Source organism: Synechococcus sp. MU1643 (genome assembly GCF_020514095.1).
In the GTDB taxonomy this organism is placed as follows: domain Bacteria; phylum Cyanobacteriota; class Cyanobacteriia; order PCC-6307; family Cyanobiaceae; genus Parasynechococcus.
Window position 1 is genome coordinate 127,790 of the sequence record NZ_VTKY01000003.1, and the last position, 22,701, is coordinate 150,490.

At 56.8% G+C, this 22,701-nt stretch carries 25 protein-coding genes; 12 read left to right on the forward strand and 13 right to left on the reverse strand.

Annotated features, from left to right (window positions below; genetic code table 11):
• The first annotated feature begins 2 nt into the window (after positions 1 to 2).
• Positions 3 to 461 carry a single-stranded DNA-binding protein gene (locus FZX09_RS06815; RefSeq protein WP_226401408.1) on the forward strand — a complete coding sequence of 153 codons (459 nt, stop codon included), beginning with the start codon at positions 3 to 5 and terminating at the stop codon, positions 459 to 461.
• Between the two features lie 29 nt (positions 462 to 490).
• Here FZX09_RS06815 and FZX09_RS06820 read toward each other — a convergent pair whose 3' ends face one another.
• Positions 491 to 679, reverse strand: a complete 189-nt coding sequence (locus FZX09_RS06820; protein ID WP_226401410.1) for a hypothetical protein — start codon at positions 677 to 679, stop codon at positions 491 to 493.
• Positions 680 to 748: 69 nt separating this feature from the next.
• Here FZX09_RS06820 and FZX09_RS06825 point away from each other — a divergent pair, with 69 nt between their 5' ends.
• The 3 genes from FZX09_RS06825 to FZX09_RS06835 are packed head-to-tail and all read left to right on the forward strand — an operon-like array spanning position 749 to position 3,238.
• Positions 749 to 1,291, forward strand: a complete 543-nt coding sequence (locus FZX09_RS06825) for a DUF2854 domain-containing protein (RefSeq protein ID WP_226401412.1) — start codon at positions 749 to 751, stop codon at positions 1,289 to 1,291.
• Positions 1,292 to 1,294: 3 nt separating this feature from the next.
• Positions 1,295 to 2,176, forward strand: coding sequence for an acetylglutamate kinase (gene argB / locus FZX09_RS06830; RefSeq protein WP_226401424.1), 882 nt, complete (start codon positions 1,295 to 1,297; stop codon positions 2,174 to 2,176).
• A 3-nt stretch (positions 2,177 to 2,179) separates the two neighbouring features.
• Positions 2,180 to 3,238, forward strand: coding sequence for a DUF3153 domain-containing protein (locus tag FZX09_RS06835; protein WP_226401427.1), 1,059 nt, complete (start codon positions 2,180 to 2,182; stop codon positions 3,236 to 3,238).
• On the opposite strand, the gene priA is transcribed toward FZX09_RS06835, so the two are convergent.
• Positions 3,239 to 5,488 carry a primosomal protein N' gene (gene priA, locus FZX09_RS06840; protein WP_226401429.1) on the reverse strand — a complete coding sequence of 750 codons (2,250 nt, stop codon included), beginning with the start codon at positions 5,486 to 5,488 and terminating at the stop codon, positions 3,239 to 3,241.
• Between the two features lie 305 nt (positions 5,489 to 5,793).
• Here priA and rpoD point away from each other — a divergent pair, with 305 nt between their 5' ends.
• The gene (rpoD, locus tag FZX09_RS06845) at positions 5,794 to 7,149 is read left to right on the forward strand and encodes an RNA polymerase sigma factor RpoD (RefSeq protein WP_226401431.1); all 1,356 of its coding nucleotides are present in this window, start codon (positions 5,794 to 5,796) and stop codon (positions 7,147 to 7,149) included.
• 125 nt (positions 7,150 to 7,274) lie between these two features.
• On the opposite strand, the gene FZX09_RS06850 is transcribed toward rpoD, so the two are convergent.
• Positions 7,275 to 7,505: a hypothetical protein gene (locus FZX09_RS06850; protein ID WP_226401433.1), complete on the reverse strand. Its 231-nt coding sequence runs from the start codon at positions 7,503 to 7,505 to the stop codon at positions 7,275 to 7,277.
• Between FZX09_RS06850 and FZX09_RS06855 the strand changes: the two genes are divergently transcribed.
• The gene (locus FZX09_RS06855) at positions 7,483 to 9,081 is read left to right on the forward strand and encodes a hypothetical protein (protein ID WP_226401435.1); all 1,599 of its coding nucleotides are present in this window, start codon (positions 7,483 to 7,485) and stop codon (positions 9,079 to 9,081) included. The genes FZX09_RS06850 and FZX09_RS06855 overlap by 23 nt on opposite strands.
• A gap of 101 nt (positions 9,082 to 9,182) precedes the next feature.
• On the opposite strand, the gene FZX09_RS06860 is transcribed toward FZX09_RS06855, so the two are convergent.
• The 5 genes from FZX09_RS06860 to FZX09_RS06880 form a co-directional block, all read right to left on the reverse strand.
• On the reverse strand, positions 9,183 to 10,466 hold the full coding sequence (locus FZX09_RS06860; RefSeq protein ID WP_226401437.1) for a virulence-associated E family protein: 1,284 nt from the start codon (positions 10,464 to 10,466) through the stop codon (positions 9,183 to 9,185).
• A gap of 78 nt (positions 10,467 to 10,544) precedes the next feature.
• The gene (locus FZX09_RS06865; protein ID WP_226401439.1) at positions 10,545 to 10,646 is read right to left on the reverse strand and encodes a ribbon-helix-helix protein, CopG family; all 102 of its coding nucleotides are present in this window, start codon (positions 10,644 to 10,646) and stop codon (positions 10,545 to 10,547) included.
• Positions 10,647 to 11,134: 488 nt separating this feature from the next.
• Entirely contained in the window at positions 11,135 to 11,359 is a 225-nt protein-coding gene (locus tag FZX09_RS06870; protein WP_226401441.1) for a hypothetical protein, read from the reverse strand.
• 207 nt (positions 11,360 to 11,566) lie between these two features.
• Complete coding sequence (locus FZX09_RS06875; RefSeq protein ID WP_226401443.1) at positions 11,567 to 12,250, reverse strand: recombinase family protein; 684 nt, start codon at positions 12,248 to 12,250, stop codon at positions 11,567 to 11,569.
• A gap of 219 nt (positions 12,251 to 12,469) precedes the next feature.
• Positions 12,470 to 13,300, reverse strand: a complete 831-nt coding sequence (locus FZX09_RS06880; protein WP_226401444.1) for a GIY-YIG nuclease family protein — start codon at positions 13,298 to 13,300, stop codon at positions 12,470 to 12,472.
• Between the two features lie 103 nt (positions 13,301 to 13,403).
• Between FZX09_RS06880 and FZX09_RS06885 the strand changes: the two genes are divergently transcribed.
• The gene (locus FZX09_RS06885; RefSeq protein ID WP_226401445.1) at positions 13,404 to 14,063 is read left to right on the forward strand and encodes a hypothetical protein; all 660 of its coding nucleotides are present in this window, start codon (positions 13,404 to 13,406) and stop codon (positions 14,061 to 14,063) included.
• 8 nt (positions 14,064 to 14,071) lie between these two features.
• Here the strand turns inward: FZX09_RS06885 and FZX09_RS06890 are convergent, their stop codons facing one another.
• Positions 14,072 to 14,683 (reverse strand): GIY-YIG nuclease family protein, encoded by a 612-nt coding sequence (locus tag FZX09_RS06890; RefSeq protein ID WP_226401446.1) that lies wholly within the window; start codon positions 14,681 to 14,683, stop codon positions 14,072 to 14,074.
• Positions 14,684 to 15,281: 598 nt separating this feature from the next.
• Complete coding sequence (locus FZX09_RS06895) at positions 15,282 to 15,749, reverse strand: hypothetical protein (RefSeq protein WP_226401447.1); 468 nt, start codon at positions 15,747 to 15,749, stop codon at positions 15,282 to 15,284.
• 137 nt (positions 15,750 to 15,886) lie between these two features.
• Between FZX09_RS06895 and hemC the strand changes: the two genes are divergently transcribed.
• On the forward strand, positions 15,887 to 16,840 hold the full coding sequence (gene hemC / locus FZX09_RS06900) for a hydroxymethylbilane synthase (RefSeq protein WP_226401448.1): 954 nt from the start codon (positions 15,887 to 15,889) through the stop codon (positions 16,838 to 16,840).
• 765 nt (positions 16,841 to 17,605) lie between these two features.
• Here the strand turns inward: hemC and FZX09_RS06905 are convergent.
• The 3 genes from FZX09_RS06905 to FZX09_RS06915 all read right to left on the reverse strand — a co-directional run bounded on the left by FZX09_RS06905 (position 17,606) and on the right by FZX09_RS06915 (position 20,367).
• Complete coding sequence (locus tag FZX09_RS06905) at positions 17,606 to 18,193, reverse strand: inorganic diphosphatase (protein WP_226401455.1); 588 nt, start codon at positions 18,191 to 18,193, stop codon at positions 17,606 to 17,608.
• Positions 18,194 to 18,220: 27 nt separating this feature from the next.
• A complete protein-coding gene (locus FZX09_RS06910) occupies positions 18,221 to 19,762 on the reverse strand; it encodes a carboxypeptidase M32 (protein ID WP_226401456.1) in 1,542 nt (513 codons plus the stop codon).
• A 197-nt stretch (positions 19,763 to 19,959) separates the two neighbouring features.
• Positions 19,960 to 20,367 (reverse strand): thiol-disulfide oxidoreductase DCC family protein, encoded by a 408-nt coding sequence (locus FZX09_RS06915; RefSeq protein WP_226401457.1) that lies wholly within the window; start codon positions 20,365 to 20,367, stop codon positions 19,960 to 19,962.
• 52 nt (positions 20,368 to 20,419) lie between these two features.
• Between FZX09_RS06915 and FZX09_RS06920 the strand changes: the two genes are divergently transcribed.
• From FZX09_RS06920 to FZX09_RS06935, 4 genes are read left to right on the forward strand one after another with little or no spacing between them, the layout of a single operon-like run.
• The gene (locus tag FZX09_RS06920) at positions 20,420 to 21,037 is read left to right on the forward strand and encodes a secondary thiamine-phosphate synthase enzyme YjbQ (protein WP_226401461.1); all 618 of its coding nucleotides are present in this window, start codon (positions 20,420 to 20,422) and stop codon (positions 21,035 to 21,037) included.
• A gap of 42 nt (positions 21,038 to 21,079) precedes the next feature.
• Entirely contained in the window at positions 21,080 to 21,370 is a 291-nt protein-coding gene (locus FZX09_RS06925; RefSeq protein WP_226401463.1) for a 4a-hydroxytetrahydrobiopterin dehydratase, read from the forward strand.
• Between the two features lie 19 nt (positions 21,371 to 21,389).
• Positions 21,390 to 22,490, forward strand: a complete 1,101-nt coding sequence (locus FZX09_RS06930; RefSeq protein ID WP_226401465.1) for a GTP-binding protein — start codon at positions 21,390 to 21,392, stop codon at positions 22,488 to 22,490.
• 17 nt (positions 22,491 to 22,507) lie between these two features.
• Complete coding sequence (locus FZX09_RS06935; protein WP_226401467.1) at positions 22,508 to 22,690, forward strand: hypothetical protein; 183 nt, start codon at positions 22,508 to 22,510, stop codon at positions 22,688 to 22,690.
• The last annotated feature ends 11 nt before the right edge of the window (positions 22,691 to 22,701 follow it).

Consider the following 22,701-nt stretch of genomic DNA (forward strand, 5'->3'; position numbering starts at 1 on the left):
CCATGAACCATTGCGTTCTCGAAGTGGAGGTTATCGACGCACCGACGGTTCGATACACCCAGGACAACCAGACTCCCATTGCGGAGATGGCCGTGCGCTTTGATCCCCTTCGGGAGGGTGATCCACCAGGAGAATTGAAAGTGGTGGGCTGGGGCAACCTGGCCCAGGAGCTGCAGAACCGTGTGCAGACCGGTCAGCGGCTGTTGATTGAAGGTCGACTGCGGATGAACACCATGCCCCGGGGCGATGGCATGAAGGAAAAACGGGCTGAATTCACCCTGGCTCGGCTTCATCCAATCGGTGCGGCAGCCACAGGCGCACCCGCATCCGGCAACCCCTCAGCCCCGGCCCCAAGCCGCCAGGCCCCCGCGGCTGCGCCGACAAAAGTGGCGAAAGAGCCTGAACCGGCAAGCTGGAATGCTGCACCCCTGGTCCCCGACACCGACGACATCCCCTTCTGAATCAGAGGACGCTCGCAGGTGGGAGCAACTCAACGACCAGCTTCGTCCTGCAGTTCTGAGGCTCGGGTAATCAGTTGCCCGAGCTCCCGTTCAAGTGCGGCAAGGTCCAGCCGCAGCTCGGGCCAGCGACCACCATCAATCTGCTGCAGCAACCAGCTGCGATCACGGTCGAGCTGCTGGAGCAGATCATCCATGCCGGTCGACGATGGATCAAGCATCTAGCTCGGAGCAGTGGATCTCCATCCTGATGGCCTAGAGGTCAAAATGACGATCAAGCCAAGGCCTTCATGAAGGATTTCTTCTCCCCCGGCAGCCTCGTCACCATCGCCGGAGGCGTGCTGACTGTGATCGGTGCTACCGCTTACGCCACGGGAAGCGCCAACCTCAGCCTGCCCACGATTTTCTACGGAATCCCGATTTTGTTGGGGGGACTGGCCCTGAAATCGTCGGAGCTGCCACCAGCCATCCGGATAACACCGATCAAGACCTTTCAAAAAGAACGCGAAGCTGCAGCACCTGAACTGGGCAAGTTGCTCGGCGATGTGACGCGATGGCGCTATGGCCAGAAGGCCCATCTGGAGTCGTCTCTAGAAGCGCTCAAACTTTGGGACGAGGACACCCCGCCGCAGTTGGAGGAGATCGAAGAGCTGCATTCCGACAGCGGCTACGGCCTACGGATGCGTTTCCTGCTGGGAGCCGTCCCCCTCGAGCGCTGGCAAGAGCGGCAAGAGCGGCTCGGGCGTTTCTTCGCCAAGGGGATGCGAGCGGAACTCAAGGAACTGGATCAGCAACGGCTGGACGTTCTTCTGCTTCCAGCTGGTGACGTCTAAGCCATGGCCGAATCCACCCAAAACAACGATGACGCCCTCAGGGTTTCGGTGCTCAGCGAAGCCCTTCCTTACATCCAGCGCTTCGCCGGTCGGCGCATCGTGATTAAGTACGGCGGAGCTGCCATGGCCCATGCCGAACTGCGTGCTGCCGTCTTTCGCGACCTGGCTCTGCTGGCCTGCGTTGGGGTACAACCCGTCGTGGTTCATGGAGGCGGGCCCGAAATCAACCAATGGCTCCAGCGTCTGGAAATCCCCGCCGAATTCCGCGACGGACTGCGCGTCACCGACGCCGACACCATGGACGTGGTGGAAATGGTGTTGGTGGGCCGCGTCAACAAGCAGATCGTGAATGGGCTCAATCAGCTCGGCACCCGTGCTGTTGGTTTGAGCGGAAGTGACGGAAGCCTTGTGGAGGCACGCCCCTGGGGGGACGGCAGCCATGGTCTGGTGGGGGACGTTGCCCGCGTCAATCCCGATGTGCTCGAACCCCTGCTGGAGAAGGGTTATGTGCCCGTCATTTCCAGCGTTGCCGCAACCCCCGATGACGGACAAGCCCACAACATCAATGCCGATACGGTGGCTGGAGAGCTGGCGGCGGCCCTGGACGCCGAAAAATTGATCCTGCTGACCGACACCCCCGGCATCCTTGAAGACCGGGACGATCCCGACTCCCTGATCCGCAAACTGCGCCTCTCAGAGGCGAGACAGCTGATCGAGGACGGCGTGGTCGCAGGGGGCATGACGCCAAAAACGGAATGTTGCATCCGTGCCTTGGCCCAGGGCGTGTCAGCCGCCCACATCATTGATGGTCGGGTTCCCCATGCCCTCTTGCTCGAAGTCTTCACCGACGCTGGCATCGGCACCATGGTCGTGGGAAGCGGCTGAAGGGTGAGCGAGCAGGACGCAGCACTGGACCTCTCCGAAGCGGAGGCAGCCCTAGAGCGCGGGGACTACGGCCTGGGTCTGGAGCTGCTTCTCCCCCTAGCGGAGCAACACCCGATCAATAGCCCAGAGGGGCCTGGCCTTCGGCTCCTGATGATCACCGCCTGGATGGGCCAGGGGCAAGACGACAAAGCCATCGCCACCTGCAGGCTGCTGAGTCGCTGCCGTGATCCCAAGTTGCGCCAGCAAGCCAAACAACTGCTTGGGGTTCTTGAAGCCCCCAGCCTGGATCGTCCGGAAAGCTGGTCGATGCGGATGCCGCAACTGGAGCTGAATGGCTCCGGCAGCGGGCAGACCTCCACCATGCGGCGGCGGCGGTCGCGGCGTCCCGAACCCCCGCCACCACCACCAACGGGTCCGACGCGTTCACCCGGGGCGGGTTTCGCCGTGCTGGTGATGGCGGTTCTGCTGGGGATAACGCTGTTGCTGAGTGGCTGCGTCCAAATCGAGGCTGATCTCGACCTTCGCGGCCCGGATCGACTGGCCCTCACTTGGGACATGCGGAGCACCCAGGAACGCCCGCTGCCCTGGCAGGAGCAATTCGAGCGAGACCTGCAACGGGAGGTGCCCGGGTTGAAGATCGAACAAACAGGCCCAGGACGCCAAAAAATCAGCAGCCGTGTTGTGTCATCGCACGAGCTGGCGCAACAAATGGCCGCCGTGGTTGCCGTGGCTGGTCGCGCGGCTGGAGTCTCACTCCCCGCACCGGTACTCAAGCTCGAAGAACGCAACTGGCTGCTGGGGGTTCAGCAGCGCCTGCAGCTGATGGTGGACCTCAACGATCTGCCCGAGATCCCTGGGCTCGACGTTCATCTGAGCCTCAACCATGGGCGGGTTGAGCGCACGGCTCTTTCCGGCACCACCACCGAAGTCAGCTGGCAGGGCTGGCGCTGGAATCCGCTTGGCCTGGGGGCCGTGGTGATCCTGATGCTGTTGACCAGCAGCATGGTGCTGCAGGTGGTACGGCGGAAACTGGGCTTTGGCTTCCCAGAACTGCCCTCTTGATCAAAGCTGCTGCGGATCTGGATCGACAGTGAGCGCCACACCCTTGGGCAAGCCATCCCAGAGGGCCTGCCCCGGAGGCAATGGAAGCGAGGAGCCCGCCGGACCGTGCAGCAACAACTGCCATCGGCTCCGGCCAGCCACCCGGGCCACCGGGGCCGGGGCCGGACCCAACAGCCACCAGCTCTGGCGCTGACAAATCGGCCGGATCCGCTCCGCCAGAACCGCTGCTGCTGTTGCTGTTGTGCTGGGGGAATCTCCAGACAATCGCAGCAGACAAGCGCGACTGAAGGGCACCAGACCGGCTTCCTTGCGGAGGGCCACTTCCTGGGAGAGGAACGCTTCATAACGACCATCCACCAGGTGTTGAATCACCGGGTGCTCTGGGGTGTAGGTCTGCACCAACACCTGCCCCGGTCGCTCACCTCGACCGGCACGGCCCGCCAACTGCAACAGCAACTGCAGAGCCTGCTCTCCTGCGCGGAGATCTGGGCGGTGCAGCAGCCCATCCGCCGCGAGTACCGCCGCCAGGGTGACCCGCGGCAGATCCATCCCCTTGGCCAGCATCTGCGTGCCGATCAAGACATCGGCTTCTCCGGCAGCAAAACGGTCCAACAGGCGTCGATGGCCATCACGCCCCCCGGTGGAATCGCGGTCAAAGCGGAGCAAGCGAAGACCTTCGAGCTCCTGGGAGAGCAGTTCCAACACCTTCTGGGTACCAGCCCCAAAGGGTTTAAATGCCGTTGAACCACAGTGACTGCAACGGTTCTCCAGGTCCTCACGATGGTCACACCAATGGCATCGCAGCCACTGACGTCCGCCCTGGCCGCCGTGAACGGTGAGCGCCACATCGCAGTGGGGGCACATCACCACCTCGCCGCAACTGCGGCAGCTCAAAAAGGGGCTGTACCCCCGCCGAGGAACCAAAACTACGGCCTGTTCGCCCTGCTCCGGCAGCGCCGCAAGACGATCCATCAAGGCACGACTGACCAGACGCTTGTGTCCTTCGGCCAGCTCATGGCGCATGTCGATGACATGAACAGGAGGTAGGGCCTGCCGGGAAATCCGCTCGGTCAGGCGCACCAAGGTCAAGGCACCTTCGGGGCCCGATTGAATCCAGCTCTCGAGCGACGGTGTGGCGCTGCCCAGCACAAGCCGTGCCTGTTGCATCACAACCCGGTCCAAGGCCAGGTCGCGGGCGTGATAGCAGGGCATCGGAGCGTCTTGCTTATAAGAGCTGTCATGCTCCTCATCAAGCACGACCAGCCCCAGCGGCTTCAATGGCACGAACACAGCGGAGCGGGTCCCCACCACCACCAACGGCTGTTCGTCAGCAAGACATCGGCGCCAGGTTCGAACCCGTTCGGCGTTACCACAACCGCTGTGGTATTCGACGACGCGCGAGCCAAAGCGTTTGTGGCAGCGGTCGACGAGTTGGGGTATCAATCCGATCTCGGGGGTGAGCAGCAGAACGTGCCGGCCCCGCTCCAGCTCCTGAGCAGCCAATTGGAGATACACCTCGGTCTTACCGGATCCGGTGATTCCCCAGAGCAGCAGTCCACGCCCCGGAGAAAGCTGTTGGTAGGCATCGACCACGGCCTGCTGCTCAGCTGTCAAAGCCTGGGGGCACTCCTTGGAGCCAGCACCATCTGAAGAAACCTTGTCTTCAAAACGACGCTGCTCACGTTGCAGGTAGCCCTGCTGGATCAGGGGGGGCAGCAATTGGGCACCAAACCCACCAGCCACCAGGTCCCGTTGCCAAACGCCATTGCCCTGGCCTTCCAACCAAGCCAGAAGCTCCCGCTGGCGCGGGGTGGGTTGGTCAACAGCATCAGGGGTGACACGAGCCTGAATCCACCACATTTGACGCCCACCAGCTAGGGAACGCTGGCCTGCCTGACCAATCCAGCCCGCCGGCAGAGCCGCCTTCAAGGTGCGGAAGACACTGAGATGGCAACGGTCCGCCACCCGTTCCAGCCAGCTGTACCACTCCGAATCGACAGCAGCTCGCTGCAGGAGTGATTCCACCGGTTGCAACTCATGAGCATCCTGCTCAGCCCACTCCCTCTCCGCCACTACCAGCCCATGCATGGCTCGACCCCGGAGGCGCACCCGCACCAGATCTCCAGGCATCAACCCCATGGTGGGATCTGCGGCATAGCTGAAGGACCGCCCTTCCCGCCCGACCTCCAGCCAGACCTCAACGCATCGCTGAAAATGCGACAGGACCTTGCGTACTTCGGAAGACTTCATTAACGTAGGGAGGTTGGGCAATTACTGCCAACCCTGCGCTCGATCCAGAGGGAAGACACAGAGTCTGAAGTCAAGGTCTTTTTCCTTGCCACTTTGACCGGTCTGAGACCACCCCGGACAGCACAGAGACAATCAGTCCAAGCGTTTCGTCGACTCGTGGACACCACCGTCAAACCATGAACTCCGTCTCAGCGTCAGCTGCGTCCTTCCCTTTCGCTTGAACGAAAGTTTGTGGTTTTGGCTTTTGCCGCTGGTGTGTTTCTGCCGCTTTTGCGTTTCCCCTTCATCCGACTTCGACTAACACCATGACCCCAGCTGCCACCAAAGCTGCCAAGCCGAACATTGTTCTTCTGGCCAATGCTGACGGCAAGGTGAAGGAAGTCGCCAAGGATTCCGACAAAGAGGCCAAAAAGGCCCCCGCACGCCGACGAACCAGCAAGGCGAGCGCAAAGGACCTGAGCGCAGCGGCCGACGAACTGCTGGCCGCTGCGGATCAAGCCAAGCCTTCGGGAACCACCAAAAAGGCTGCGGCGAAAAGCACCAAGGCCAAAACCACCACTAAAAAGGCCACAACAAAGAAAAAATCCACCAAAGCCTCGACAGCCAAAGCAGCTGCATCGAAACCAACCGCCGAAGAGAAAGCCAAAACCGCAGCCGCTGAGAAGGAAGCCAAGGCCAAAGCCCTGGCCAGCATCAAGATCGGTCCCAAGGGCGTTTACACAGAAGACTCCATCCGGGTCTATCTGCAGGAAATCGGGCGGATTCGATTGCTGCGGCCTGACGAAGAGATCGAATTGGCCCGCAAAATTGCCGATCTTCTTTATCTCGAGGAGCTGGCTTCTCAATTTGAAAGTGACAACGGCCGGGAACCCGACAACAAAGAGTGGGCGGCCCTGGTGGAAATGCCGCACATCCGCTTCCGCCGGCGCTTGATGCTGGGCCGACGGGCCAAGGAAAAGATGGTGCAATCCAACTTGCGCCTGGTCGTCTCGATTGCCAAGAAGTACATGAATCGGGGCCTGAGCTTCCAAGACCTGATTCAGGAAGGAAGCCTTGGCCTGATTCGGGCAGCCGAAAAGTTCGACCACGAAAAGGGCTACAAGTTCTCCACTTACGCCACCTGGTGGATTCGTCAGGCAATCACACGAGCCATTGCCGACCAGAGCCGCACCATCCGCCTGCCGGTGCACCTCTACGAAACGATTTCCAGGATTAAGAAAACCACCAAGGTTCTCTCTCAGGAATTCGGCCGGAAGCCAACGGAAGAGGAAATCGCCGAATCGATGGAAATGACCATCGAAAAACTGCGCTTCATCGCCAAGAGTGCCCAGCTGCCGATCTCCCTGGAGACCCCAATCGGCAAGGAAGAGGATTCCCGCCTGGGCGATTTCATCGAAGCCGATATCGAGAATCCCGAGCAGGACGTTGCCAAAAACCTGCTTCGTGAAGACTTGGAGGGTGTTTTGGCCACCCTCAGCCCCCGCGAACGCGATGTGCTGCGCCTGCGCTATGGCTTGGACGACGGCCGGATGAAAACCCTCGAGGAAATTGGCCAGATTTTTGATGTGACCCGTGAACGGATCCGTCAGATCGAAGCCAAGGCCCTGCGCAAATTGCGCCACCCCAATCGCAATGGGGTGCTCAAGGAATACATCAAGTGAGCCTGAAGCATCGCTGAAAAGCGCTGCTACGACTAAATTTCTAGATATAGCCTTGACAAATAAACGCTGAGGTACCTCAATTAGTACCTCAGCTCGTACCTCACCCTGGCTTCTGCACCGTTCCGCTACGCCTGGAAAAAGGGCAACGCTTGGTGGTTCAAGCGGCGGGTACCTACCAGTTGCAGAGAGGCCTTAGGCACCGCCCAATGGGCGTACAGGCTCGGTTCGATCAACGACGAAAACGGCTGTCGAATCAAAGCGGCGGAATACGAGCGGAAAACCAATGAGCTGATCAGCACGATCACGAGCGAAGTGCCGCCGTCACCAGCAGCCGTGGAGCTGCTGGCACGGCGCATCGCCGCAAAGAGCAACAACAGGCGTTTGGACGTGCCTGAAGGCATTGCTGGTGAGTCGACGCTGCTGCTGAACAAGGCCAAGCGCTCAGCCATCGCTCAACACCTGAAAGACGACACGGCAGTGGTGCCGCTTGAGGCGGCACCAACAACCGTCGAACTGACGAAAGGCGAAGACGGCGGCGTCCGACTCGCAACGCAACTGCCTGACGCAAGACACCTGCTGACGAGGTTTGAACTCACTGAGGCCCAGCTCCAGCAGATCGAAGAGGCGGCAGCAGGCGAAACGCTGACGATGGAAATCGGGCAAGTTGCTGCACCGATGGAAGAAGCGCCTTCGGGCTTGCTGACATCCGACGAAGAACTGGCGGAGGAGCTGAAGAAAACGAAAGCCCGCCTGATCGATGAAGGTCAATACGTCGAAGGCGACCTGCTGCGCCGAGCCACAGCACTGGTCGCCAGCCTCCAGGGCAAGCACGAGGGAAGAAGGCTGGACGTCAATCGCGATGGCTTTGAACTGGTGCTGGAGCCAGAGGAGGTTCCCGCCGTCAAACGCAAATTGGAAGACCTGCCGCGCCTGTATGTCGAAGCCAAGAAAGGGGCTTATGACACCAAGCACAAAGCCATGGAGCATTTCATCGAAGTAACGAGGAAACAACATCTGGATCAAACGTCGATCAGCGACCGAGAAAAGCTGATCAGCGATCACCAAAAGAAAGGAAGGGAGAAACGCGGAAAGAAAGCCTGGAAGGATTCCACCTTCATGACGAATATGCGTCACCTGAACTCACTGTTCAAATGGGCGGTGGACATGCAATACATCGAGAAGAATCCAATTCAAGGATGGTCGAACGTATGGATACCAGAGAAGTCAGAGACAGACGAAGAAGACGACAGCAAAGGATTCACAGTTGATCAAATCAGGAAGATCGACAAGATCATCACCAACGGCGTTTTCGATAATTCAGAAGACTTACATTTGTGGACTCTGCAACGATGCTTCGGAGGGCGCATCTCAGAGTTTGCTGGCCTTCGGCACTGTGACTTCAGAGAATTCAAAGGGCGAAAGTGCATCCATATAGTCAGACACGAATTACGCTCATTGAAAAACAACAAGACCAAAAAGATCTTGCCAGTCCCACCTTGCATTGAGTGGATTTGGGACATGTATGCAAGCGATCAAACAAGCGTAATTTGGCCGAAGTTCATGACCCAACGAAAAGACAAAATGGGTAAGACGAAAACAGACTGGGCAACTACATTTGCTGGAAATCTTGCTCGTTGGATGAAGAAATTCGCGCAAGACAACAACCTCGATAGAGAATTCCAGAACGAATACTGGACAACGAAGGTTTACAGACGGTCGATCGGATCAATCCTTAGAGACCTAACTGGAGAAGACCACGTGAGCAGAGACCACCTCAACCTCCTGCGAGGACATGCCGACGGCTCCATCGCAAGGATCTACGACGACCCAGAAGTAAGGCAGGTCGCCAGGGCTGCCGAGATCTACGCGAGGGTCACAGGCTTCGACAAGATTGCCCTGGCTATGGGTGAGTCTGAGTGTCTGACTGTCTGATTAAGAATGAAGAAGTAACCCGAACTTGAAGGGGCTGACGACAGGCAAATAAAAAGCGTCCGATTGAAGTCGGACGCTCAGACACTTGAACAATGGAGAGATCAGAATAAGTTTCCAAGCTTGTCCATTTCTTCGTTGATAAGCTTCGTCCGAAGTTCATGGTTGATCCAATAGCCAGGAAGCCTAATTCCACCAGGACATAGCCTTGCTGGTATCTTCTGACCAGGCTTCACCCATGGGATCTGAGCAATAGTGCGCCCCATCTGACCCTTGTTCTTTTCAGCAGTCGTTCGATCTCCCTGCCAAACTTCACTCCATAGCTCATCAAGCGTGAACCATTCACGCTGAGGGTTTGAACAGAACTGAGAAGTTTCCTTGAGCATTGCAACCTCTTGCAAGTAACGAGCATTGTCGTCATCAGCGAGATTGACCAGATGTGCTGGCAAATCCAGCGAAGCCCCTTCTCTATAAGCAAGAACAGCAGCAAGAAGGATTGAGTCGCGCTCTTCGGCCAAACGGTCAGTGTCAATAGGCTCGGCCCTGGTTCTGGTTGTCGGAATAATTTGATAACGGCGGTTGCCAGTGGGGTCGCTTAAGAAGTTGTGGCTGTCGTTGATCGTTCCACAAAGAACAAAACCACGCTCGTGCGTTTCCGACTCTTGGCCGTACTGGCGAACAAAATCATCACGCTGGGCGCTGATAAAGCGCTTTACGCCGTCAGTCGCCTCAAAACGACCAGCAACTCGCTTGCCAAGCTCAGCTAACTCAGCAGCGGCGAACTGGTGGATGGTCTGCAAGACCTTGGCAGTGGGCTCACCGTTAGGTGGCAGAGAGATGGAATCGGTGATCCAGCCACGGCCAACGATCGTTTGCCAGAAAGAGGACTTTCGCCCACCTCCAGATCCCTGGAGCGCAACCAAGTAATCGTATTTACAGCCAGGGTCAAACTGTCTCGCAACAAAAGCAATCAGCCAGCGCTCCATGTATGCGCTGTATAGCTCTTCGTACTCAGAGACCTCCCCTGGGCGAAGGAAGGTAGCAACGATGGAGGAAAGATCCGCTGGCTCCAAAACACCCTCTGCGTGCCTGGCCTCTAAGCCAAGTAAGTACTCGCGGACTGGGTGATAGCTGTATTGGTGAGCAGCTTCCTGCAACGCGTCATAAGCAAGAGCCCTCGACGCAATTACACCCTTCTGCTCATCCAACTCAAAGTAGATGCGCTTTGCCTTCTTCTCGGGCAGTAAGCGACCATCAAGCTCGATATCACCACGCATTTCATTAAAGCGAAGGCGACTCTTACCATTCTCATCCTTGTACATTTCAAGGATAAGGTTGCGACATTGGATAGGAGATCTCACCTGGATCTCGCTGGCATTAAAAGACATTGGCGGTTGTATCAGTAAACGTGCTCGGCAACTGCACAAAAAAGAAGGCCGTGATGACGGTCCAACGAGCAGGAAGCCTCAGAGCTTCCCTTCAATCACCTGCTTGGCATAGGCCGTCGCGGCACGACGGATCAACACCGAACGCGAGACGTTCTTCAACCCAGCGGCTTCATCGATCATCCTGAGCTGATCAGGAAGAAAGCGAGTTCCTTTGGGTGAGTATGTGTTTAGATTCGCCATAAGTAAGGAAATAGGAGCGCCCCTTAAAACGCTCCTAGCAGCAAGTGAAGTGGACCGCCAATCGCACGCACGAGGAAATGCGTACATACTAATTTTAGCGGCTGATATTGAACAAGGAGCACGTTTTGACTGTCAACAACAGTATCAACGACGCCTTTTTTTGATGCGAACAACAGCACCAGTTGAAGACCAGACTTCCTCATTCTCGTCATCACAAACCATGCTCAAAGCATCGGCTCTTGAATCACTGGTAGGACGCAACCTCGCATCCATCAGCTCACCTTGATTAGTACGAGAAAGCGTCTGACGCCAGGCATTCTGGAGCCTGTTCATGTAATCCTCAGTCGCCTGCTGCGCCTTGAGCGACGCAGCCTGCCTCCAATCCGACGGAAGCTGAGTGCCAGCAGGTGCGTGGGCTTGTACGTTTATCACTCGTCCAACTCCTGGTAAATACGGTTGCGTTGAATTGATTCAGCGGTCTCTAGCAAAGTGGTTGCTTGCGCAAGTTCATCCTCACTTTCCATCCAGAGTGCCGATGCTTGCCTCACTTCATGCGTCATTCCATATGTTCGCGCCTCCAGCAGTGCCATTTCCAAGCCTGCTGGCTTAACTCCAAGCAATTTACAAAGGGCGAAATGTCGCTGCTCGTTCAATCTTGAGCATCGGTTTCTCCAAAGCTCGCATTCCAACAAATTCATTGGAGAAGGAACACATGTTGTGTTCATAGTCACACCCTATTAGTAATCTCATTCTAGTTGCAATTAATGACACGACGTGCCCGAGCACGTCAACACAAACTGACTCAAATATCGCGAGATTTGAGAGAAGATGGGCGAAACAATATTCGCTCTAAGAAGGTGTTACCGCGCTGTGCGTTCTAAGCCAAGTCGTTTCATCGTTCTCGCCACCTGAGTTGGCTGCCAAGCGCTCTTGCCAGCGGGCGTTTTGACGCCTGCGGCCATCAGTGCATCAGCGATCTGAGCGAGCGTTGCAGTGTTCGTGGTGAAGGCAGATAGAAAGCCCCGAAGCCTCTCTGCCTCTGAATCAGCCTTTGCTTGCTGAGCAGCCCTTGCTCGTTCTTGATTTGGCCGAAGCCCTCCCAACTTCACCCCGCGCGCCTTGGCTGCCGCCAGGCCCGCTTTAGTTCTTGCGCTGATGAACTCCCGCTCCTGCTCAGCCAACGCTGAGTAGATATGAAGCTGGAACTTATCCGCATGTGGCATCGAGGCCACCTTGAATTCCAAGCCCTTCTCCTCCAGCAGCGAGGCGATAAAGGAGACACGACGCGACAAGCGATCAAGACGCGCCACGAGCAGCGTTGCTCCAGTTGCCTTGCACTGAGCGATGGCTTTGGTCAGCTCAGGACGATCGTTGTCAGTTGCGGTTTCGACTTCCTGGTAACTCGCAAGCTCTTCGCAGCCATCAGCGTCAGGGCAGCAAGCGCTCAAGAAGACATCCAAGTCGCGCCGCTGGGCATCCAAGCCGTAATTACGGCCGTTCTTGCTGTCGCGAGACAAGCGGAGGTAGGTGACGAATTGGCCCATGCAGCCAATTTACGCCGACCAACGGACGTTGACCCTGTAAATAGTCCAATTTCGGCTTTGCCTTAAAAGCCAAGCGACTCAAGAGGCTGACGGATTCTGATAAAGCAGCCAGAAGACGACCAAGACCATTGCCATTACTGGCCATCAAGAGCTGCTGAGGCAATGAGAGCCTGACTGACACTTGTATCTAATGGCTAATCAAAGGAAAGAACCAAGCAATCATTCATTGCAGAAGTCGGCCGCAGACGTGTAAAGCGAAACCTTTTCCTTATCTGACGCGGCCAAATCTAAAGAGGCCATTCCTCGCAACCAAATCTTATTGCCATCAATAGTTTGCCCAGGACTCATACATTCTGGGTAGCTACTTATCCGATTGTCAGTGAAGTAATCTCCTTTTGCACGGTAGGAAGCCTTGACAACAACCCGTCTGACCTCATGTTCCGACTTATTGGTGATCTTGTAATAAGCATCCCAGTGATGCGAATTGATTCCATAGTCAGACATATCCCTCCGCTTGATTTTGACATCCGAGATCTCTAAAGCAGGCGGGAGCATTGAGTTGTAAAGAGTTTTCTTGCCATAGACAACTTCGCGACCTCTATTATTTAACCTAGCCGTCTTGTTAACAATTTTCTTCTCTCCAAGCTCAATCGCTAACTGATTGCGCCAATCATCTTTAGTTGCAATCGCACCACAAGAGAAAAGGATAAAGAAGAAAGCAGCTATGGCCAGTGTGGACTTGATCGTCTTAAGCGGCATAGCGATGCCGCCATTTTTGAGGAGCGAAATGATTTTATCTACGTCCTTGGAATCAAGCGAAAAGTATTCTGATTGGGGGAGGCGCTTTGAAGCATATAGGCGCTGGAGTTGCTTTTCGATTGCCCCTGGGTTATTGACGAAGCTTGCGCTGATTAAAGTATTTGAGCTGCCTACCTTTAGTTGCTTAAATCGTGACCTAGGGTCCAAGGTTATTCCGACCTTGTAAACGCCAGAAGAGTGCCTGAGCAGGTAAACCCATCCTTGAGCTGCTGTTTCGGGTCTTCCAGGCATTTAGAGATAGTTGTACAGGGCCAGGAAATGCAATCGCTCAACTGCATTAGCCATCAAGCTGTTGAAGGGAGCATGCCAGAATCTCACTGAAAGATGGACACAAATGAAAGTCTACCTGAGACTAATCGCGCTTTTGGCTGCCTTTGGAGCGACCGCATGCACCTCCGAAGAACAAAGGGCCGCCCAAACGAAGGCACAGGAAGCGGTCACGCGGTGCCTTGGATCAAACGAAAAGTCAATATGCAAGAGCGCGATAAGTCAATCGGACTACTTGAGCAAAAGGGACTTGATACGTGTCGAAACCAAGTACGAAACAATCGTCAAAGCAGAACAAAAGAGAAATCAAGAGAAAAGGGAGAAGGAGCGTAAAGAGAAGAGGGAAAAGGAGCGACTAAGTAAAGTAAGGGAAGGAGAGGTTATTGTGAATGCACTGGCCAAGCAAGTGAACTATTACCAAGACAACTGTGAGAAGAGGGTTATATCCAGAAACGTATTTGGCGTAGAGCGTATTTGGGAGAACTGCGTAGGAGACGACCTATTGAGTGGAATGTTTGGTGTCTGGGGTAGAGATCAAAACGGCTGGAAGAAAGCGATGTTCCTCACACACGAGATGTGGAACGGTTTAAGTGCCTCGGAGAAAGCCAGTCTCCGCGTATGGCTGAAAGAACATAATGTCAGAAACATCTATACGGGCAGAGTTGTCCCATCAACAAGGTTCTCCGCGAATACAATCACTATTGACGAAACAGTCTGGAGGAATTAATAGCGATCTCAGTCCATTGAATAGGTCTCATCGTAAATATCCGTCAAGGCTGTCCCCGCAAAATTCCAATACGCAGTGCCCCGTATAGGCCCCTCGTGGTTGAGGAGCTTGTTTGTCAGGTAAGACAAGGCCCACGCTTCGCCTTCATATTCAACTTGTCGACCATTCAGGACGGTGCAGGTATGACCCCCACTGACGAAGTCCAATCGACTTCCCTCGGGGATTCCCATCTCAATGAAGTTGAGAGACGGTCGACGAGATCGTTTGATCTTCTCTGCTGAAGCACGAGCCTCAACATCGACTTGCTCGGCTTCCGCTTGCATGGCTGGCGTCATGTCCTCCAGCTTCATCAAGTCCAGGAGCCCGATCGCTTGCTCAGGCTCAATGCTGAAGAACTCCCGCCTTGGGTTGACTCTGTAAGGGCCAAAGGCGTTGTGGAAGGCTTTTTCCACCTTGTCCATATCAGCCACTCTGGCCGCGTAGGCGCACTCAAACGGAAGGGGTACGCCTGTTGTGTAGAGGTCGTTGAGACGCGCCTCAACCTCACGACCTGTCTTTCCAATCTTGACCATGCCAGGCATGGCGGGATTTGTCAGGACGTAGACGATGCCCTCGTTCATCGGCCCTGCTCATCAGTCGACCTCTTGAACCTCTTTACATCGTCTTGAGGAAAGTGCCGCCGCAATCGGTGCATTCACATATTTCGCTATTCCCGAGCTCCCAGTGAGGAGCCAGAGCACGTTCACTGCAAACGAAACAACCTGGTACCGCGCTCGGTACCTCATCTGGTACCTCGTCCGCTTCTTAGCCGTTGGCCCAGCGAGGGTTTCAGCCGTGAGCGGAAAACATCAAATGAACATCAAGTGATCCTCAAGAACCGCTGAGAAGCATCTCTATCACTGAGTTTCTAGATATAGCCTTGACAATGAAACCCTGAGGTACCCCAGCTGGTATTTCGTCCGCTTCTAAGCCGTCGGCCCAGCCAGGGCCTCAGCCGTGAGCGGAAAACATCAAATGAACATCAAGCAAGCCCTAACTGAGCCTGCCACCAAACAGTCATGGGAGTAATACATAAGTACATTCTCCCTGGCTCAGTGGCGTGTCAGGCTCCTATAACGAGAGTGAGGGAATTGAGACGCCCTCCTCACACGGAAGAGATCGAACCCCAGCCTGAAACTGGGGTTTTCCTTTGGAAAGCAAAAACTCAGTGCAACAGGTTCACTGATTGCCTTCGAAGGTCTCAGTGAATTCCATAAAGGCACGCTTAAGGCGCTCCACCGGAGTTTCTTCTAAGGGGCACTCCTGGCGTGTATCCAGCGCATAGGCCTGGAGCAGACGAGCATCTGGCTCCAGCACGGAAGCCACCGCCCCCTTGAACAGAACCAGATTGTGCTGCGACGTCAGCCCCGCCAGGTAAGGCTGAAGCACCCAGCTGGACTGCCCGTCCTGCGAGGGCTCCGCCACTGATCGCACCAGACGGGGCCGCAGCAGTTGATAGGCATGGTCTCCATCGCGATCTGTGGTGTGGCGCAGCCGCGCCATTAGGACATCGCCACTGCACAACAGGATTAGACGAATGCAGCCCTCAGCCACCAATGGGAGCATGGTCTCCTGCTCTTGGGGGTCCGGGGCAACCGAGCCAATTACTCCTACCTGACGAACGCCATTGACGACGGGTCCGGGCATAGTTGTCGTGCGTTACCCAGAGATGTTAAGCGTTCTTCACAAAGAGATCTTCCCTTTCGAAGCTTCACAACCTCTTAAAGACGAACCAATCAATCCAAGCCTTAAAGCGTAGGCTGGGCGGCTGATTCGCCCTTTCCATGGCCCTCACCGAACTGCGCATCGCCTCACGACGCAGCCAGCTGGCCATGGTGCAAACCAACTGGGTGAAGGCGGAACTGGAAAAGGCCCATCCCGGCTTGAAGATCACCGTGGAAGCCATGGCCACCCAGGGCGACAAGATCCTGGACGTTGCCTTGGCCAAAATCGGCGACAAAGGCCTTTTCACCAAGGAACTCGAGGCCCAGATGCTTGTGGATCGTGCGGACATCGCCGTTCACTCCCTGAAAGACCTGCCCACCAACCTTCCTGAGAGGCTGATGCTCGGTTGCATCACCGAACGGGAAGACCCGGCAGATGCGTTGGTGGTGAACACCAAGAACCAGTCCTACAAGCTCGACACCCTTCCCGAAGGTTCGGTGGTGGGAACGAGTTCACTGCGCCGCCTGGCTCAGCTGCGTCACCACTACCCCCACCTGGTCTTCAAGGACGTTCGGGGGAACGTGATCACCCGGCTGGAGAAATTGGACAGCGGTGGTTACGACTGCCTAATCCTGGCTGCAGCCGGCCTGGGCCGGCTGGGCTTCGGCGATCGGATCCACCAGCTGATCCCCGGCGACATCTCACTGCACGCCGTTGGTCAGGGAGCCCTGGGGATTGAATGCGTAGAGGACAAGCCCGAAGTGCTTGAAGCGATCAAAGTGCTGGAGCACACCCCCACCTCCCAGCGCTGCCTGGCCGAGCGTGCTTTCCTGCGGGAACTGGAGGGTGGCTGCCAGGTCCCCATCGGCGTGAACACCCGTTTCGAAGGCGATCAACTGATCCTCACCGGGATGGTGGCCAGCCTTGATGGCAAACGCTTGATCCGCGACCAAGCCAGTGGCCGCGCCAGCGACGCCGAAGCCATCGGCCTCTCCCTCGCCCACACCCTCAAAGATCAAGGTGCAGGAGAGATTCTCAAAGAGATCTTCGACACCGTTCGCCCCGAAGCCTGATCAACTGCGGATCTCTAGGCGCCTTCCCAGATCCACAGCATCAAACAGCTGCCGGATGTGGCTTTTGAGCATGCGCACGCAGCCCGGACTGACGGCTGCAGGAATCTAATCCCGATGCGGCCAAGCCTTTCCATTGGATCCCAAATTCGCCGCGGCCATTGCGATGAAAAGCCATGTAGCGATCGCCAATAGGGCTGCTGGGTCCGCGCAGCTCCCGCCACTGACCTGACTTATGGGTCACATAGATCGGATTGACCTTCCTATCAAGGATGGTGAATTCTCCCTTTGGGCTGGGCATCTTGGGATCTCAAATCGCCACCGGCCAGGACCCAAGCTTCTGCTCACCCCGAACGAGGGTGAGCAGAAGCTTGCTGAGGTCGAGGACCATAAGTGACTCACGAGCAGGTCGCCGCAACACCAGCTCAGCAGGTTCAGAAGCAAGGCATGGAGCATCGGACCCCGCCAACACGCCAGCCAACAGCACAGGTACCTAAAGCAAACTCATGAGACGCGCAAGACTCGCTGATCTCAAGTATTCATCGTCGCCAGAAAAGACAGGGGTCACGTGTCTGAGTCAGAACCCTTGGAGATCTCTTTAATCTCAAGATTGAGGCCAACAAAGGGGATCTGCCCTTCATCAGACCTGTTGTTTACCTAGAAGTCTCCTCAGCGATCAAAGGGCGTTCCATACTGCTGGCCTGAAGATGAGCCATGAAAAAGGCGGGGGGCATCCCCCGCCCGATTAGCAGTCGATCGCCGACGCATTCAGTCGACCAACTTGGGATCGATCTCAGCCATGTAGCGAGCCTCACAGCTCTTGATGATCTCAACGGCCTTTTCAGTGCCGAAGAAACCATTCACCGTGCAAGTGCCAGGCTTCTTCAGATCCTTGTAGTGCTCCCAGTAGTAGGTGGTCTCTTTCTTCCAGTGCTCACCAAGATCTTCCCAGCTCTTGATGTGATCCATTCGCTTGTCGTCGGCAAGAACAGCGATCACCTTGTCGTCGACTTCACCACCGTCGTCAAAGGTCATCACACCGATGATGCGGGCTTCCACAATCGAACCAGGAATCAGTGGCTCGGTGACCCCAACGATTTCTATATCAAGAGGGTCGCCATCTTCATCCCAGGTGCGCGGAATGCAGCCATAGGCGAAGGGGTAAGCCAGCGAGGAGTAACCGACGCGGTCCAGCTTCAGATGACCGGTTTCGGTGATCAGCTCGTACTTATTGATCGTGTTGGAGTTGAGCTCCACGATCGTGTTGAGACGAAGTTCGGCTTCATCAGCGAAGGCCGGAAGCACATGCAGCAAGTTGGGCATGCTGCGGCTGGGTGCCTGATCGAGGTTGGCCATAAACGGCGATGGACAGCGCGGCGCATCCTACGGGCCCCTCAGCTCGTCGAGTTGCAAGCGGCTAGAGACCAGTTGCAGCCGATCAAGCTTGTTCTCCAGATAGCCGAGGAAGGCATCGGTGCTCAGGGGCCGACCGGTGACCCTCTCCACCAATTGATCGGCATTCACACCGCGTCCGAGCGGGTGAACATGCTCACGCAGCCAAGCCAGCAAGGGCGTGACGTCGCCACGCTCCACATGCTCTTCCGGAGACCCGATGGCCTCCGCCATCGCTTCGCTCAACTGCGCACTGATCAAGTGCCCCAACAGATACGAGGGGAAATAGCCAAACAGACCTTCACTCCAGTGCACATCCTGAAGGCATCCCTCGGCATCGTTCATCGGCCGTACACCCAGGAGCTGTTGATAGCGCTGGTTCCATTCGTCAGGGAGATCCTTCACCTCCAAACCCTCTTCCAGCAGAGCAATCTCGAGATCCGTGCGGATCAGGATGTGCAAGCCATAGCTGAGTTCATCCGCCTCAACCCGATTCAAACCAGGCGCCATCGGATTCATCGCCTGCCACATGTCCTGGGCGCCGCTGAAGGGAGCCCCGACCTGTGCGAAACGCTTCCACCACTGCTCCGCGAATGGACGGCTCCGGGCAACACGGTTCTCCCAGAACAGCGACTGACTTTCATGCACCGCCATCGAGGTTGCCTGTCCTAAGGGCCAGGCAAACCATTGGTGGCTCTGGTCCGGCAAACCCTGTTCGTACAGAGAATGTCCCCATTCATGGGCAGTGGCGAGGAAACACGACAACGGCTGCCCTGGCACCACGCGCGTGGTGATACGGTAATCTGCCGGTCCCAGCGTGATCGAGAAGGGGTGGGGCGAGCGCGCCATGCAGGTGATGGCAGGATTGCGGCCCCAGGCACCGAGCAGCTGATCACAAAGATCTTGCTGGCTGGACTCATCGAGATCCCAGTCCGCTGATCGGGGGCGAGGCCGGGTGGATGCCTGAGCAACCAACTGCGGCAACCGTTGCCGTAACGGAGCAAACAAAGCCTCGAGACGCTCCAGACGCAGATCTGGCTCGAAAGGTTGCGCCAGGGTCTCCCAACAGGAGCGAGGCTCATCCAGCTGTTTAGCCTGCTCCTGACGCAAGTTAATCAAGGTCTGAAGCGCCGGTGCGAAGAGGCTGAAATCAGAGGCCGATCGAGCCTGCTGCCAACGGTTGTAGCCATTGGCCTTGGCCTTGGCCAAGGCGGCGACAAGAGCTGGATCGAGGGACTGCTGCCGCTGCAGATCCTGTTCCAGCAGATCCAGATTGCGGCCCTGCTCAGGGCATCGCTCACCGGTGTTCCAGTGCTGACGCGCTGCGGCCAGCAGATCCGCATAGGCCGCTGCGCTCTGACGGGCATGAAGCTGGGTCGCCAGCAGCGTGAGCTGTTCACCCCGCCAGGACGCCCCGCCAGAGGGCATGCGGGTGTTCTGGTCCCAGTACAGAGTGCTCTGAATCGAGCCGAGCAGCTGTGTCTCTCTCAGATGGGCTCCCAGCTGCCCCCAAACCGTTGCGGCAGAAGCCATCTCGCTCTCTTTTCGATCAGCCTAACGACACCTGGAGTGGCATCGAAGCACCGATGCAGGCCATGGTGAAGCAGTTCAGCGTCCTGGACCAATGCGCCGATTGATGCTGCGGGTGGCCTTGGGGATCACCCTGCCCATGGCTCTCTGGCCGCTGAAGTTGATCTACCGACAACCCAAGGCCGTTCAATAAAGATCGATCAGTGCATCTCACAGCGGCCTTGGCACAGGGTCTCAAGGTCGGCGCGCCCGGTGATCTGAAGCCGCCTAGCGGCCCAAATCCCATAGACCCAATCGACCACGCCGCCGATCAAGGGCCAGCGGGTCGGTGTGTAAAGCCACCCCAGACCAATTAGCCGATAAGCCTCACGAAAGACGGCCACATCACGCAGCACCTCCCCGGAGCCTGTGATGGCATGAATACGGCCCATGGCGACCCGATAGCTGATGCCGGCATGGGCCTCTGAGTCGTAATCAGAGGCATCAATGTCGACAAAAGCCAGCCGGCCCCGGCGGTCACGCCGCTGCAGAAACCGAACTTCGCGCGCACACAACGGACAGCCTCCGTCGAACAGCAGGGTCAGATCGGGGACAGAGGGGCTGGCCATTAACTCAGGCTGTGCTGCAGCACGCAAAGTAAGGAAAGAACGCTGGAGAACGGTGAGCGTGCAGCAGATCCTGCATCAGATCTCAGTTCAAACCCCGGGGAGGGGCTTCTCCCGTCTGGACAGTCGGTTGAACACTTGGATCCGCAGCACGGGACTGGATCAGGGCGTTCTGCATCTCACCTGTCTGCACACCAGTGCCAGCCTCACGATCAACGAGAACGCTGATCCACGGGTGCTGCAAGACCTGGATGCATGGATGGCCGATGCCGTTCCAGAACACCGCCGTTATCTCCATGACGACGAAGGAGCCGATGACATGCCGGCCCACATCCGAACCGCGCTCACCAGCCAGACCCTGAGCCTGAGCATCTGCAGAGGCCAACTGCTGCTGGGCACCTGGCAAGCCGTTTACCTCTGGGAGCACCGCTGCGCTGCTCACACCAGAACGATCGCCTGCCACCTGTTCGGTGAGCCATCGAGCCGCTCCACCCCTGAGAACAACACGCAGACCAGCTCAGCAACGCCTCAAACTCTTTTGAGCCTGCGCAATGGCGAAAGGATCAATCAAGCCATTCAGGCCCGCCACGACCCCAATGCATGGGAAACCGACGACGGCATCGATACAGACACCGATCTGATGATTGATCGATTGCATGAGCTGAGCGACTGACGACCGGAGCCAGCCAAGATGTAGTCGTGATTCAGGGCTGCCATGCCGGTTGAACGTCTCGACGCCGCCCAGAAGTCGGCACTCACCACAGCCTTGCCCAATTGGGTCGTGGACGGAGACAGGCTGCACCGTGATCTTCAGTTCAACAGCTTCGTGGAGGCCTTTGGATTCATGGCACAAGTGGCCTTGCTGGCCGAATCCAAAAATCATCATCCCAACTGGAGCAACGTCTACAACCGCGTTTCGATCGACCTAACCACCCATGATCTCGGCAGCCTCAGCAGCCTGGATGTGGAGCTGGCCAGCGCCATTGATGCTCTGCTGCCACCATGAGTTGAGAGGGCCCTTGCGCATGACCACTGCACCAGCCACCGCCAACGTCCCCGTCACCATTCTCAGCGGCTTCCTCGGAGCAGGGAAAACCACGCTGCTGAACCACATCCTGAGCAATCAGCAGGGGGTGAAGACCGCGGTGCTGGTGAATGAGTTCGGTGAAATCGGCATCGACAACGATCTGATCGTCACCACCGATGAAGACATGGTCGAGCTGAGCAACGGCTGCATCTGCTGCTCAATCAACGGCGAGCTGATGGAGGCGGTGGAACGGGTGATTGAACGCCCAGAGCCACTCGATTACATCGTCGTCGAAACCACCGGTCTGGCGGATCCTTTGCCGGTTGCGATGACCTTCCTTGGCAGTGAGCTGCGGGATCAAACCCGCCTGGATTCGATCATCACGTTGATCGATGCAGAAAACTTCGACAACGTTGTGCTGGATACGGAAGTTGGCCGGGCACAGGTGATTTACGGCGACATCCTGCTGCTGAACAAGTGCGACCTCGTCTCCGAAGAGCGGCTTGAGGCCGTCGAGCAGCAACTCAGAGACGTCAAGAACGATGCGCGGATCCTGCGGTCTGTGAAAGGAGACGTGCCCCTGGCCCTGTTGCTGAGCGTTGGACTGTTCGAATCCGACAAGGTGAATTCCCCCGCCGCCGATCCGAGCCTGGATCACAGCGACTGCGACCACGACCATGGCCACTGCAGTCATGACCACGACCACGGTCATGACGACCATGAGCATGATCACGGTCATACACCCAGCCATGACCACGGACACCCTGAACACAGCCACGGTGACCATCAGGACATTGAGGGATTCACCTCCATGTCCTTCCAAAATGATGGTCCCTTCTCCCTGCGCAAGTTCCAGAACTTCCTGGACAACCAAATGCCCCAAGAGGTATTCCGGGCTAAGGGAATCCTCTGGTTCAACGAAAGTGAACGCCGCCACGTGTTCCACCTAGCAGGCAAACGCTTTTCCATTGACGACACCGACTGGAACGGCGATCGCAAGAATCAGTTGGTGCTGATCGGCCGCAACATCGACCACAACACGCTGCGACAGCAACTCCAGGCCTGTGTGGCACCGGATGCAGGAAAAGGTTTCAGCTGATTCAGCAGAACCCAGAAATGCTGCTTATTGTGCGTGCCATGGGAGAAACCTCGATGGTCGAACCACTGCTGCTCGGAACAGTCTTTGTTCTCGCCAGTCTGCTGCTGTGGCTTCTGGCTGATTCCGACGACGACAACGGTGGAGGCGGCCTACGCCAGCCGGTTCTTGTGCCTATCCCCGTGCGCCATCAGCAACGCTGAAGGAAACAAGA